This is a genomic window from Acinetobacter bouvetii, from assembly GCF_902753875.1.
Classification (GTDB): Bacteria; Pseudomonadota; Gammaproteobacteria; order Pseudomonadales; family Moraxellaceae; genus Acinetobacter; species Acinetobacter bouvetii_A.
Genome location: NZ_CADDTS010000007.1, coordinates 152,910 through 167,904, shown reverse-complemented (window position 1 = coordinate 167,904; position 14,995 = coordinate 152,910). Strand labels below are relative to the sequence as shown.

9 protein-coding genes and 1 pseudogene are annotated in these 14,995 nt (G+C 40.8%); 6 read left to right on the top strand and 4 right to left on the bottom strand.

Features of this window, described 5'->3' with window-relative positions:
• Window positions 1–623 precede the first annotated feature (623 nt).
• Window positions 624–2,150, top strand: a complete 1,527-nt coding sequence (locus FB6_RS02630) for a fumarate hydratase (protein WP_174558509.1) — start codon at window positions 624–626, stop codon at window positions 2,148–2,150.
• Between the two features lie 66 nt (window positions 2,151–2,216).
• Here FB6_RS02630 and FB6_RS02625 read toward each other — a convergent pair whose 3' ends face one another.
• From FB6_RS02625 to tig, 4 genes are all read right to left on the bottom strand, one after another.
• Window positions 2,217–2,930, bottom strand: a complete 714-nt coding sequence (locus tag FB6_RS02625; RefSeq protein WP_174558508.1) for a DUF2846 domain-containing protein — start codon at window positions 2,928–2,930, stop codon at window positions 2,217–2,219.
• A gap of 217 nt (window positions 2,931–3,147) precedes the next feature.
• Window positions 3,148–4,458, bottom strand: a complete 1,311-nt coding sequence (gene clpX, locus FB6_RS02620; protein ID WP_174558507.1) for an ATP-dependent protease ATP-binding subunit ClpX — start codon at window positions 4,456–4,458, stop codon at window positions 3,148–3,150.
• 27 nt (window positions 4,459–4,485) lie between these two features.
• Window positions 4,486–5,091: an ATP-dependent Clp endopeptidase proteolytic subunit ClpP gene (clpP, locus tag FB6_RS02615; RefSeq protein ID WP_086198326.1), complete on the bottom strand. Its 606-nt coding sequence runs from the start codon at window positions 5,089–5,091 to the stop codon at window positions 4,486–4,488.
• A gap of 192 nt (window positions 5,092–5,283) precedes the next feature.
• Complete coding sequence (gene tig, locus FB6_RS02610; protein ID WP_174558506.1) at window positions 5,284–6,615, bottom strand: trigger factor; 1,332 nt, start codon at window positions 6,613–6,615, stop codon at window positions 5,284–5,286.
• A gap of 668 nt (window positions 6,616–7,283) precedes the next feature.
• Here tig and FB6_RS02605 point away from each other — a divergent pair.
• The 5 genes and pseudogenes from FB6_RS02605 to FB6_RS02585 all read left to right on the top strand — a co-directional run bounded on the left by FB6_RS02605 (window position 7,284) and on the right by FB6_RS02585 (window position 14,919).
• Entirely contained in the window at window positions 7,284–9,629 is a 2,346-nt protein-coding gene (locus FB6_RS02605; protein ID WP_174558505.1) for a TonB-dependent receptor, read from the top strand.
• A 109-nt stretch (window positions 9,630–9,738) separates the two neighbouring features.
• A complete protein-coding gene (locus FB6_RS02600) occupies window positions 9,739–10,422 on the top strand; it encodes a Fe2+-dependent dioxygenase (RefSeq protein WP_174558504.1) in 684 nt (227 codons plus the stop codon).
• 377 nt (window positions 10,423–10,799) lie between these two features.
• Window positions 10,800–13,028: pseudogene (locus FB6_RS02595) on the top strand (catecholate siderophore receptor Fiu).
• A gap of 107 nt (window positions 13,029–13,135) precedes the next feature.
• Complete coding sequence (locus FB6_RS02590; RefSeq protein WP_174558503.1) at window positions 13,136–13,819, top strand: Fe2+-dependent dioxygenase; 684 nt, start codon at window positions 13,136–13,138, stop codon at window positions 13,817–13,819.
• Window positions 13,816–14,919, top strand: a complete 1,104-nt coding sequence (locus FB6_RS02585) for an alpha-hydroxy acid oxidase (RefSeq protein ID WP_174558502.1) — start codon at window positions 13,816–13,818, stop codon at window positions 14,917–14,919. Before FB6_RS02590 ends, FB6_RS02585 begins: the two co-directional genes overlap by 4 nt.
• The last annotated feature ends 76 nt before the right edge of the window (window positions 14,920–14,995 follow it).

The following is a 14,995-nucleotide window of genomic DNA, read 5'->3' as shown; positions in this document are numbered from 1 at the left end:
TTGAAGATTTGAAGATTTGAAGATTTGAAGATTTGAAGATTTGAAGATTTGAAGATTTGAAGATTTGAAGATTTGAAGATTTGAAGATTTGAAGATTTGAAGATTTGAAGATTTGAAGATTTGAAGATTTGAAGATTTGAAGATTTGAAGATTTGAAGAAGATATTATTTTTATACTATTTAAAGCAAAAAAAAGAAGATAAAGCCTTATGCCTGATCTTCTTTTTGACCGTAAAACCATGTCGCTGCGATATATAAAGAAAAACCAACAACTGAAGCAACTGTAGTAATCATATACTTATTACACTCTAAATTTGATGTACTTATTATGTGAAATTTTTATGACAGTTATATGACAAATATGAAAGATCAGAAATATTTAATATACTAATTAAAATCAATAATTTAATAAAATTAAATTTTGCAAACCCATCTTCTTTGTGACAAATCTTTCATGAAATATGACAGTAAAATAGTCATTTTTCGAGCAAATGTGACAGTGAAACAGTTAGATAAATTGAGTTATTAAACTTTCGGCCAAAGATTAAGCAAAACACCCACAAAACGTGCTTTTTATCTTATAATTTAGCCCGCTAGCTAACAGCCCGCTCAAGAGATATTTGTATGACAACTATTATCAAGCAAGATGACTTGATCACATCGATAAAAGATGCGCTTCAGTTCATTTCTTACTATCACCCTCAGGACTTCATCCAGGCGATGAGTCGTGCTTATGATCGTGAAGAGAACAAAGCCGCGAAAGACGCGATTGCACAAATTTTAATTAACTCTCGTATGTGCGCAGAAGGCCACCGTCCTATCTGTCAAGATACGGGTATTGTGAACGTATTTCTTGAAGTGGGCTTGGACGTTAAATTTGATTTAACTATGAGCCTGGACGATGCAGTCAATGAAGGTGTACGTCAAGGTTACCTTGAAAACTCTAACATTCTTCGTGCATCCGTTTTAGCTGATCCTGCTTTTGGTCGTAAAAACACCAAAGACAATACGCCTGCAGTGATTCACTACAAACTCGTACCGGGTAACAAAGTCGACATTACTGTTGCTGCCAAGGGTGGCGGTTCAGAGAACAAATCTAAACTTGCCATGTTGAACCCTTCTGACTCAATCGTGGATTGGGTACTGAAAACTGTTCCTACCATGGGTGCAGGCTGGTGTCCTCCTGGTATGTTGGGTATTGGTATTGGTGGTACTGCTGAAAAAGCCATGATGCTTGCGAAAGAAGCACTCATGGAAGAAATCAACATGGACGAATTGCTTCGTCGCGGCCCACAAAGCCAACTTGAAGAACTTCGTATCGAAATCTTCGAAAAAGTAAACGCTTTAGGGATTGGTGCTCAAGGCCTTGGCGGTTTAACCACAGTTCTTGATATCAAAATCAAAGATTACCCATGTCACGCTGCGGGTAAACCCGTTGGTATGATTCCGAACTGTGCAGCAACTCGTCACGCACACTTCCAGTTAGATGGTTCAGGTGTTGCTCACATTCAAGCACCAAGCCTTGAAGACTACCCTGCTGTAACTTGGGATTCATCGACTTCTAAACGTGTTGACCTAGACAACATCACACAAGAAGAAATGAACGCTTGGCAACCAGGTGATACGCTTCTGCTTAACGGTACAATCTATACAGGTCGTGACGCTGCGCACAAACGTATGGTTGACATGTTAAACAAAGGTGAAGAACTTCCTGTAGATCTTAAAGGTAAGTTCATTTACTACGTGGGTCCAGTCGATCCTGTAGGTGATGAAGTGGTTGGCCCTGCTGGCCCAACAACTGCAACACGTATGGACAAATTCACACGTCAAGTGCTTGAAGCAACGGGTCTTTACGGCATGATCGGTAAAGCGGACCGTGGTCCTGCTGCTGTTGAAGCAATTAAAGACAATAAAGCAACTTACTTAATGGCTGTTGGCGGTGCTGCTTACTTAGTATCTAAAGCAATCCGTGAAGCTGAAGTTGTTGCTTTTGCTGACTTAGGTATGGAAGCAATCTACAAGTTTGTCGTGAAAGATATGCCTGTATCAGTTGCTGTAGACGTAAATGGTACATCTGTACATGCGACTGCACCAAAAATCTGGCAAGCCAAAATTGGTAAAATTCCAGTAGTTGATGCTGCTGCAAACTAATTTGCCAAAATAGAAAAGCACCCTCTATGGGTGCTTTTTTATGGCGGTTAAGTGAGTTTAATTCAATTACCAAGTCAGCGGATTCCACAGTTTGAAAGGCTTGGTTAGCTGTACATCTTCTGCAGGATCATATTTTGCAGGTTTCAGTTTCTGAGCTTTTTTGCGCACTTTACCAGTGTTTTGATCTTGAGCAACAAAGTTATAAGCTTCAGATTTTAGCTGGGTATAAGCAATTTCATTTAAACCTGTTTTCTCTGGCACCAAAATTAAAGGCCCTGAAACCTCACGACGGGTACTCAAATTTTCTTCATCATATTTAATAAAATAGGACTGACCTGCTTGCACACTAAAATCTAGATATTTTGGCTTTTGAAAATGCTGAACTCCTAAAGGACGGCTGCTAGATATGCGATAGGTTCCAGCAGGCAATTCCACCCAGTAGTAGTGATTATTCAATAAACTTGGAATACGCTCACTATTAATAAACAGACTAGATGCCACTATTTCCTGACGGTTCCATTTGCTGTCCGGACGGTATAAATACACAATCGCTGCCTGATCATTTTGTGCGTGTACAGGCTGAAAATGTTGTCCTAATTTTTGATTAACCCAACCACCAATAGTGAACATACCAAAGCGGTATTGTTCCAGCATACCCGGTTCATGTTCGGTATCGACAGGTTTTAAGGTTGATGTGACTTGAGCATGCTCCATTGCAGTTTTGCCATGGCATCCCAATAAAATTACGCTTGCACAAATGGCAATACAGACTCCACGCATGATTTTCCCTCACCGCGTATTTTTTATTTTTGTACTCAAATAAATACTTAATTTTTCGTTCTATTCATCGCGACTTTGAATCACGACTTTAATCTGAGTTGGTTGATCTTATTTCGGCGTCCACGCCTAGTGATTGAGATTAACATTGCGATTTATTTTTGGAAATAAAAAACGTGCGAAAACACGAGTTTTCCGCACGTTTCTGACGAATAGCGAATTAAGCTGATTTAGAATTTACAACTTTTAAATCTACTTTAGCCGCTGTTTCAGTCTCTGATTTAGGCTGACGTTCTGCTTTTAATTCAGGTTTCGCACCATCATTAATCACAGCCTCATTCACCACTACAGTACCTACTTCCTTCTGACTTGGAAGATCATACATGGTTTCAAGCAATGCATTTTCCAGAATTGAGCGCAAACCACGTGCTCCGGTATTACGCTCCAAGGCTTTTTTAGCCACAGCACGAAGCGCTGAATTTTCAAATACCAAATCCACATTTTCCATATCAAATAGATATTGATATTGACGGGTTAAAGCGTTTTTCGGCTCAGTCAGAATCTGCATCAATGCTTCTTCATCCAGTTCATCCAGAGTCGCAATCACTGGCAAACGACCAATGAACTCTGGAATCAGACCAAATTTCACCAGGTCAGTTGCTTCAACCTGACGGAACAAATCAGACAATTTTTTACTTTCGTCTTTTTTCTTCACATCTGCCGTGAAACCAATGCCACCTTTTTCCTGACGCTGCTGTACGATTTTCTCTAGACCAGAGAAGGCACCACCACAGATAAACAAGATATTTGAGGTATCAATCTGAATGAACTCTTGCTGCGGATGCTTACGACCACCTTGCGGAGGAATGGAAGCCACAGTACCTTCGATCATTTTTAAAAGTGCTTGCTGAACACCTTCTCCAGACACATCACGGGTGATGGATGGATTTTCAGACTTACGGGTAATCTTGTCGATTTCATCGATATAGATAATGCCCTTTTGCGCTTTTTCTACATCATAATCGGCTTTTTGCAGCAGCTTCTGTACGATGTTTTCAACATCTTCACCCACATAACCTGCTTCGGTTAAAGTGGTCGCATCTGCCATCGCAAATGGAACATCAAGTAAACGTGCAAGCGTTTGCGCAAGTAACGTTTTACCTGAACCTGTTGGCCCAACCAATAAAATATTACTTTTTGCCAGTTCAATCGCATCATCATGCTTATGACCGTTATGCGTCACTTTTAGGCGCTTGTAATGGTTATATACAGCAACTGAAAGTGTTTTTTTCGCTACATCCTGACCAATGACATATTGATCAAGTGCAGCACGAATTTCGTGTGGTTTTGGCAAAGGTTTACTTGCCCAATCACCAGATTCAACTTGTTGACTGGTTTGGACTAAATCTAAGCATACGTCCACACACTCATTACAGATGTAAGCGTCCTCACCTGCAATCAGTTTCCCGACTTCAGACTGCGTTTTACCGCAAAATGAACAATGCTTTTGTCCTTGAGGATGATCGGACATATTCACTCCAATATAAAAATCTGAAAATTATGGACGTTTGCTTAACACTTCATCCACGAGACCGTATTCTTTGGCAGCCTGCGCTGTCATAAAGTTGTCACGGTCAGTATCTCTTGCAACAGTTTCATAGTCTTGACCACTATGTTCTGCCATTAAACGGTTTAAACGTTCTTTAATGAATAGAATTTCACGCGCGTGAATTTCAATATCCGATGCTTGACCACGGAAACCACCGAGTGGCTGGTGAATCATCACACGTGCATTTTCCAAGCAATAACGTTTACCCTTGGCACCAGCATTGAGCAGGAATGCACCCATAGAGGCTGCCTGTCCCATACAATAAGTCACTACATCTGGTTTAATGAATTGCATGGTATCGTAAATGGCCATACCTGCAGTCACCGACCCCCCTGGGGAGTTAATATAGAGGTGTATATCTTTATCTGGGTTCTCTGCTTCTAAAAACAACATCTGAGCAACAATTAAATTGGCCATGTTGTCTTCAACTTCACCGGTTAAGAAGATGACGCGTTCACGTAAAAGACGTGAGAAAATATCAAAAGAACGCTCACCACGAGAAGACTGTTCTACCACCACGGGTACTAAAGCGTTATCAATTGTTGGAACATACATACGTTATTTATTCCTAAATTTTTTGTTACTCAACTCATAGTCACAATATGAGGGATAATTGCCGAAAATGCAAAATATTCCCAATTAAATAACAGATATTTTTTATATAAGCATTGTGAATTCAGGACATGTACACGATAAGCCTGTACATAAAAAAAGGCGCATGATGCGCCTTTTTTTGGTCAGCTAAGCTTAGCCTTGTTGACGAGCTTGTTGCTCTTTCAATAAGTCTTCATAGCTTACTTTTGTGTCAGTCACTTTAGCAGCTGCCAAGATGTGATCAACCACTTGATCTTCTAACACAACAGCTTCAATTTGAGCACGTTGCTGTTTGTCATTTTTGAAGTATTCAATCACTTCAGTTGGATCTTCGTAAGAAGAAGCCATGTCTTCGATGTAAGCATCAACGCGAGCAGCATCAACTTCAATTTTAGCGTCAGCTAAAACTTTGCTTACCAACACGCCAAGTTTTACAGATTTTTCAGCTTGTTCTTTGAACAGGTCATCTGGAAGCATGCTGCTGTCAAATGCTTTCGCACCTTGAGCACCAAACTGTTGAGTGAACTGTTGAATCATTTGTTGACGTTGACGGTCAATTTCTTGAGATAACATAGAAGCAGGAACTTCAACTTCGTTTGCAGCTACAAGCGCATCAAAAGTTGCGCCTTTCACTTGGTTACGAAGACCGTTTTTCACTTCACGTTCCATGTTTTTACGAACGTCAGCTTTTAATTTTTCAACGCCTTCTTCTTCAGTTAAACCGAAGATTTTCAAGAATTCAGCATCAACTTCTGGAAGTTTTTGTTTTTCAACAAGCTTCACAGTGATTTTGAATTGAGCAGCTTTACCAGCAAGGTTTTCAGCTTGGTAATCTTCAGGGAAAGTAACATCGATTACTTTCTCTTCGCCTTTCTTCATACCAACGATACCGTCTTCGAAGCCAGGGATCATACGACCAGAACCTAGAACCAGTTTAAAGTCTTCAGCAGAACCGCCTTCGAATTTTTCACCATCAACTGAACCTTCGAAATCGAAAGTCACTTGCATGTCTTTTTTAGCCATGCCTTTCGTTTCAGCCCAAGAAGCACGTTGCTTTTGAAGGTTCTCGATCATTTGATCAACGTCTTTATCGTTCACTTCAGTTGCTTTACGTTCAACTTCCAGACCGTCAAATTTAACTTCAACTTCTGGATAAACTTCTACAGTTGCTTCATAAACAAGAGCGTCTTCTTTGTTTTCAACTTTATCAATGTTTGGCATGCCAACAGCATTGATTTTCTCTTGTTGAATCGCTTCAAATACTGTGTCACGAATTACATCGTTCACAACTTCTTGATAAATGCTTGCGCCATATTCACGACGTACTACATTTAAAGGCACTTTACCTGGACGGAAGCCGTTGATCTTCACAGTTTTAGCAGTGCGTTTTAAACGGGCTTCAAATTGCTCGTTCACACGGCTCGTCGGTACAGATACATTTAAACGACGGGCAACGCCCGAAACCGCTTCAGAAGTTACTTGCATGGCTTCCTCGATATAGAAATAGTAATTGCAATTTTGAAAGTGCCACATTATATGACAACATTGAAAGATATACAAAACAGGATGATTTAACCATTAAATTTTAAGCATTCTGATAAGCAATGTCTGTTTTTATTACAACTTTGCACAATGCAGCAGCATATAACCTGAAATTTTATATATCTTATTAGCCTCTTAGCTTTCTACCATTTATTCTTTTCATTTCAAAATCTTAGTTATTTTTATGTTTTGTCTGAATACATAACTCATCATAACAACTTTAAATTTGCTAACAGTTTGTTTTGTTGCTCTTCTCTTATACCGCTTTAGATTAATAACGCTTATCTAGAAATCTGCAACATCCTAAAATAATGACACCATTTAACCGAGCATAACCATGACCTACAAAGATGAAATATTTGTTACTTATTTGCCGCATAACTGTTAATAAAATTAAACATCAGTATTCTCGATTAAAAAGACAACAAATGTAAAAATATTAAATATATATTATTTTCAATATTTTAAATAATAATTGTTATATTATTTCATTCAAATAATCGATTAAAAAATAAATAAACGCTACTAATTACAATTAGTATAGATGGTGATATAAAATAAGAATCATTATTATTCTCATACATTTTCACAGTACACATTTTGAGTTCGAAATGGCCTTCATTAAAACACGCAAAAAAATCGTATCTTCTGCGATTGTCTCTTCACTTTCAGTGATGGCAGGTAATGCAATTGCACAAGATCAAGTTGCTCAACTTGAAACTATTCATTCTCAAGCAGAAGCAGAACAAAGTCTAAAAGTAGATAAATCAGCCAACTCCAAGTTTGTTGCTCCTTTATTGAATACACCTAAATCTGTATCTGTCATTTCTAAGCAATTGATTGAAGATACTCAAGTGACAACTTTAAGCGATGCTTTGCGTACTGTACCTGGTATTACTTTAGGTGCGGGTGAAGGTGGTAACCCGAATGGCGACCGTCCATTTATTCGTGGTTACAACTCTGAAAGCTCTATGTATGTAGACGGCGTGCGTAATGCAACTTCACAAAACCGTGAAATGTTTGCAGTCGAACAAGTTGAAGTCACCAAAGGTTCTGCATCTGCTATGGGTGGTGCGGGTACCACTGGTGGTAGTATCAACATGATTTCTAAAGTTGCTAAAAAAGGTGACTCTTTAGAAGGTTCTATTGGTGCAGGTACAGACAGTTACCAACGTATTACTTTAGATGGCAACAAAGATTTTGGTAATGGTATTGCCGCGCGTGTTGCGGTGATGGGTCACCACAATGAAAAAGCCGGTCAAGCTAACGGTACTGAATACAAACGTGCCGGTATTGCCCCAAGTATTACTTTTGGTCTGGATACCCCGACTCGCGCAACTTTAAGTTATTACTACTTAAAGACAGATGACATTCCAGATTCTGGTATTCCTTATAACAATCCTTTCTCAGCAACCAATCAGCCTGCTCGAATTCCAGAAAATGGAAATGGTAAACCAATCGATGTCAAACAAGGTATTTACTACGGCTGGAAAGACCGCGATTTCCAAAAACAGGAAAATCAGGTCGGTACCATTAAGTTAGAACATGACTTGACTGACAATCTAACAATTTCTAATACTACTGTTTATAATAAATCTAAGAATGATTACCTGTGGACCAACCCAGATGATTCAAAAGGTAATTTTTATCAAACAGGTGGCGCATTAACAGGTAATGTGTGGGCCCGCGCAAATTCACGCGTCGCTGATACCGATACCTTTACTGATCAGCTTGCTTTAACTGGTAAGTTTAATACAGGTGCATTAAAACATAGTTTTAACCTAGGTGCTGAATACTCAGACCAAGAAACAGACCGAACTCAATATATTATTAATGGTAAGGATGCAACCGGTACTGCATATGCTTGTTCGGCAACTTCTACAGGTCCTGGCTGTGTGAATGTGAATAATCCTAGTAAGTATCCATTTACTGGCTCTCTTAGCACTCAAGGTGCAGACAAATATAATATTGAATCTAAATCTACTTCGGTTTATTTCTTAGATAGTATTGAATTTAATCCTCAATGGATTCTCGATTTAGGAGTCCGTTGGGATAAATTCGAAACTGGTTCAACCATGACCTATGGCTCTACCAACTCTAATACAAAACCAACTACTCAAACTCAAAATGGTGTAACTACATCCATTCCAGCTTTGCGTCAGGTTGGTGAAAAAGTCAAATATGAAAGTGATACGGACTTCTTCAACTACCAAGCTGGTTTAACTTTCAAGCCTGTCGAAAATGGTTCGATTTATGCAAGTTATGCTACTTCAGCAAACCCAATTGGTGTGGATGCAGGTGATGGTTCAGAAGGCGTAAGTACCTTTGGTCGAAATACGACCGAAGAACAGGCTAACGCAACAAATAATTTAAAACCTGAAGAAGTTCGTACAATGGAAGTTGGCACCAAGTGGGACTTATTCAATGATAAATTGAATCTTACCGCTGCAATTTTCCGTACTGAAAAAACCAATACGAGAGCTGCTGATACTGATGGTTTTACCCGCAATATTGGTGAAACACGTGTTGATGGTATTGAATTAGGTGCTAACGGTAATATTACTGATAAATGGGCTGTTTCTGCAGGCTATACATATTTAGACAGTGAAATTTTGGATGATGGTCCAAAAGACGCTAATGAAGGCAATCAAGTTCAAAACGTTGCGAAAAACTCTGCAACTCTTTGGACAACTTACCAAGTATTGCCACAGTTAACCTTGGGTGCTGGTGCAACTGCAATGGACAAAGTCTATGGTAACGCAGCTAATACCAAATACGTTCCAGGTTATGTACGTTATGACGCAATGGCACGTTATAACGTCAACGAAAATGTTGACCTTCAATTGAACGTCAATAACCTGTCTGACGAACGTTACTTCACTAAAGCTTATGCATCTCACTATGCCACTGAAGCAGAAGGTCGTAGCGCGGTATTGTCACTAAACTTCAAATACTAAAATCCATGTCAAAATCCCATAATTTATTTATGGGATTTGAGTTTAAATAGCCTCATAATGAGGCTATTTTTTTAGCTCAAAGAATTCATTCTTGTAAAGGTATCTTGCCGTGATCCATCATATTCCCAATGTCTTGACTAAAGAACAAATTCAATATTTCCGTGATGAAATGGCAAAAATTGAATGGGTCAATGGTAAGGTCACTGCCGGCACCCTTTCAGCTACAGTCAAACAGAATCAGCAACTGCCTGAAGATCATCCCCTGACCCATCACTTAAGTACCATTATTTTAGAATCATTAGGACAACATCCTTTATTTTTGTCGGCAGCAATTCCTTTAGACATCATTCCCCCGCTGTTTAACCGCTATGAAAACAATGAAGCTTTTGGTTTTCATGTCGACAATTCCATCCGACGTATTCGCGGCAGCAATGAACGCCTGCGCACGGACTTATCCTGCACGGTATTTTTAAGTGATCCCGAAGAATATGAAGGTGGTGAACTGGTGGTTGAGGACACCTATGGCTACCATGAAGTAAAATTGCCTGCGGGTGACATGATTCTGTATCCATCAACCAGTGTACATGAAGTTACTCCCGTGACCGCGGGCTGCCGGATTGCCTCGTTCTTTTGGGTACAAAGCATGATCCGTGATGATGCAGAACGCCATATGCTGTTTAATCTGGATCAATCCATTCAGAACTTGCGCATGCAACTGGGAGATCAACATGGCGAGGTGATTAAACTCACCAACCTGTATCATAATTTAATGCGTAAATGGGCTGAGCTTTAATGTTTTAATGCAAAAAAATTTCAAAGGGCTGCGAAGTTCTCACATCTACCAGCCCATTCAATACCTTATAACTATTTGAATTTTTAATTATTTTATCTTTTAGTCAAATTTAATGGTCTTATATCGTTTTTCCCATTTGCCATGATTGTTTTATTAAATTAATACGCCTGAATTAAACAATATTTCCATCCATTTTCATGCAGATTCCATGCTTATTACTATTGTTATTGATAATAATTATCATTAAAATTCGCATCAATTGTTACAGGCCATAACAATACCTCCACTTTTTCTCCACTTTTACTGCCAGATGACAATCTTAAAAGCTGAAATGCAATCGTGGATTACTGTCCAATTTAAACTAGGGATAACCGACCATGGCACAGATTAAAAGCCGTAAACACAACAGAAATGCTCAGCTGGTGGCTTTAGCTGCTTCCTTCCCCCTCATGGCTCAAGCTGCTGCACCCAAAGAAACCACACAACTTCCCACCATTTCAGTAGAAGCAAAATCAGACAATAAATATAAAGCCGATACCGTCAGTTCACCGAAATATACTCAACCATTAGTCGATACACCGCAAACCATTTCAGTGATTAAAAAAGAATTACTAAAAGAACAAGGTGCTACTTCTTTAGTTGAAGCCTTAAGAAATACCCCGGGCATTACCCTGCAACTGGGTGAAAATGGCAATACCAGCGCCGGTGATGCTTTCTAGATGCGCGGTTTTTCCACTCAAACCTCAACCTATGTCGATGGCATTCGTGACTTGGGAGCGATTACCCGGGATGTTTTCAACCTGGAACAGATTGAAGTTGTAAAAGGACCTTCTGGCTCAGAAGCAGGCCGTGGTGCAGCATCCGGCTATATCAATCTGGCAACCAAACTGCCTCAAGCTGAAAATAGCCGTGAAGTATCTGCCACCTATAATACGGCAGAGCATGCGCGACTGGCTGCTGACATTAATCAAGTCATTAATGATGGCATTGCAGTCCGTTTGAATGCTATGGGACAAGATGGTGGCGTTGAAGGTCGTGACTATATTGAAAATAATAGTTGGGCCATTGCTCCAGCCATTGCCTTTGGTCTAGATACAGATACACGCCTGTATCTCTATTCACAACATATCCGTCAACGCAATATTCCGGACGGTGGTATTCCAACCATTGGTATGAAAGGCTTTTACAATACAGATTCAGCATTGGCTCAAGCACCTAAAGTAAATAGTGAAAACTATTATGGCCATGTTGATGACCATGAAGATGTCGATGCGGACATGTTCACAGCCAAGATTGAAAGTGATCTGGCTGAAAACCTTAAACTGACCAATATTACCCGTTGGGGTAAAACTGAAATGGATCGGGTTTTAACAGGAATAAATAGCTTAAACAGAAATAATTCCACAAATCCATCACAATGGACCGTATCTCGGTCAAGACAAGGCGTGGATCAGGAAAATAAAATCCTTGCAAACCAGTCCACTATAAACTGGAATGTCAAAACAGGAACAATTGAGCATGATGTAGTCGCAGGACTGGAATTCTTAAAAGAAGAACAAAATACGCAAACCTTATCTGCACAGATTCCGGGACAAGCAGCACCATCAACTGTAGCAAATCTCTACCGTCCAAACCGTTATGATGCAGTTCCTGCGGTCGTGCCAAATGGTGGCTATACCCATGGAGAAACAGATACAGCGGCTGCGTATCTGTTTGACACGCTGAAATTTGGTGAACGCTTCCAGCTGAATGGCGGTGTGCGTATCGATTATTACGATACCAATTACGATGCACTATCGGTTAATACCAATTCAACCACCCTTGCTGTGACTCGCACACAAACAGATTTAGGAGCACACGATACATTATTTAGCTGGAAACTCGGTGGTCTATATAAACCGACTACCTACAGCAGCGTGTATGCCTCTTATGCCAAATCACTGACTCCTCCGGGAAGTGCCAACTTTACCCTGTCAGAAACAGGTGCGAACAGTTCAGCTGCCGATCCACAAGAAACCCATCATTATGAAATCGGAACCAAATGGGATCTGTTACAAGGTAAATTGGCATTGAATGCTGCGGCATACCGTACTGAAAACGAAAACCAGTTTACGATTGATCCGATTACCCAGCTGTCCGTACAAGAAGGGAAAAAACGTGTTGATGGTGTAGAACTGAGTGCTGTGGGGCAAATCACCGATGTCTGGAATATTTCGGCAGGTGTGGCGCATATGAAAGTCAAACAACTGAACCAACAGACAGCAACAGCGATTACTGTAGCAGAACGCTGGTCACCTGAATGGACGGCAAGTTTATGGTCTACCTATGATGTAGCCGGCTTTAAATTGGGCTTAGGGGCACGTTATGTCGATGATCAAAAACGTGTGATAACAACAGACACTGCAGCGGCAAATATGCCAAGTATTCCGGGTTATGTGGTATTTGATGCAATGGCCGGTTACAGCTTTAATAAAAATGCCTCTCTTAACCTGAATGTCTATAACCTGGCAGACAAGGAATACATCAGCACCTTAAACAACGGCGGCGGTCGTGTGGTATTAGGACAGCCGCGTTCGGCAGCACTGACTTTTAATTATAAATTTTAAGCAATTCGCTAAGTTTCATCAGATTTAGTATAAATGTAGTGTGTTAGAACTAGCGCACTACATTATTTTTTTGAGTCCAAGCCATTTAAGGGATGCAGATAAAGCGGATGATGTTACATATTCCTGAAATTTTAACCAAACAGCAGGTCGCCGAATTACGTCAGCAACTGGATACAAGTCAAGCCTGGATCCAGGGTCAGCAAAGCGCAGGCTTTCAGGCGCAAAAAATAAAGAATAATTTACAAATAGATCCCAACAGCATTGCCTATCAATCCTTGGCACCTCGCATAATTCAGGCATTAAACAACAATATCCTGCTTAAATCTGCCGCATTGCCCCGACATATTCTTTCGCCACTGTTTAACTGCTATCAGGATGCAGGCCATTATGGCAATCATGTCGACAACGCAGTGCAATATTCCAATAGCATCGGACAGATCATTCGTACTGATGTCTCGATCACCGTATTTTTATCTGAACCCGATGAATATGAAGGTGGTGAACTGATTGTTGAAGATAATTACGGCTGTCATGAAGTGAAGCTGGATGCGGGCGATGCGATTGTCTATCCGGCCACCAGTTTGCATCGGGTTGAACCGGTAACACGCGGTCAACGCATCGCGGCATGTACCTGGATTCAAAGCATGGTCAAAGATGACTGGCAACGCAGCATGCTGTTTAATCTGGACATGAATCTGATCAAATTGCGGCAGCACATCGGCGATACCGAAGAAGTTGTGGCTTTAACCAGCCACTATCATAATTTATTGCGCCAATGGGCTGAGCTATGAATCCATCCACTCCCCTTCCTCCGCTGACCCAGATTCCGGCCTATTTGCAGACGGTGGCCGATTATGAAATTGAGGCGCAGAAACACTTATCAGATATGGTCTGGCAATATCTGCAAGGCGGATCAATGGATGAAATCAGTGTTCGGGATAATCTGGACCAGTTCAAACAGATTCATTTGTTGCCGCGTATGCTCAAAGACCTAACTCAGGGTAATACCACTTGCGAGCTGTTTGGACAACATTATCCGCACCCAATTTTTCTGGCGCCAATTGGTCATCAGCAACAGTTCCATCCTGATGCTGAAGCAGCTTCTGCACTGGCCGCGGAAGTACTGGGCAGCAATATCATATTAAGTACATTTACCAATACCGACCTGCGCAGCTTAAAACAGGACAATCCCTACAAATGGTTTCAGCTGTATTGGCAAGGTGATCGGGAAAAGTCGCTGGCTCTGGTCAAACTAGCGGAACAGCACAATTTTAAAGCCCTCGTGATTACAGTCGATTCACCACATACTGGCATCCGGGATCGTGAACGTCGGGTGTTTTTTCATTTACCGGAAGGCATGCAACATCCACATACTCCGGCACATATTCCCTTGCCTGAACTGCAGGCGGGTGAGCATCCAGTCTTTCATGGTCTGATGAAAATCGCGCCAACCTGGGACGATATCGCCTGGATTGTTCAACAGACCTCATTACCAGTCATTTTAAAAGGCATTATCAATCCGCATGATGCCTTGCTGGCCATTCAGCAAGGGGTTCAAGGCCTGATTGTGTCCAATCATGGTGGCCGGGTGCTGGACACCTGCATTCCGCCACTGACCGCGTTACAACTGATTAAAAAAGTTGTACCTGAGGATTTTCCCCTGCTCTACGACGGCGGCATTCGTCGTGGCTCCGATATCTTCAAAGCCATGGCACTGGGTGCTTCTGCAGTTTTAGTTGGTCGCCCCTATATTTATGGACTGGCCAGCGCGGGTGCGCTAGGTGTGGCCCATGTGCTGAAAATTCTGAAGGAAGAATTTGAGATTACCATGGCATTAATGGGAACTGCGACGCTAAATGACATCTCAGAAGAATATATTTTTCACAAATAGGCAAAATAAAGGAAATAATTTTCCATAACTATTGCTGCAGCGCAAAAATAGGAAATTATTTCCGGAATAAGTGCAC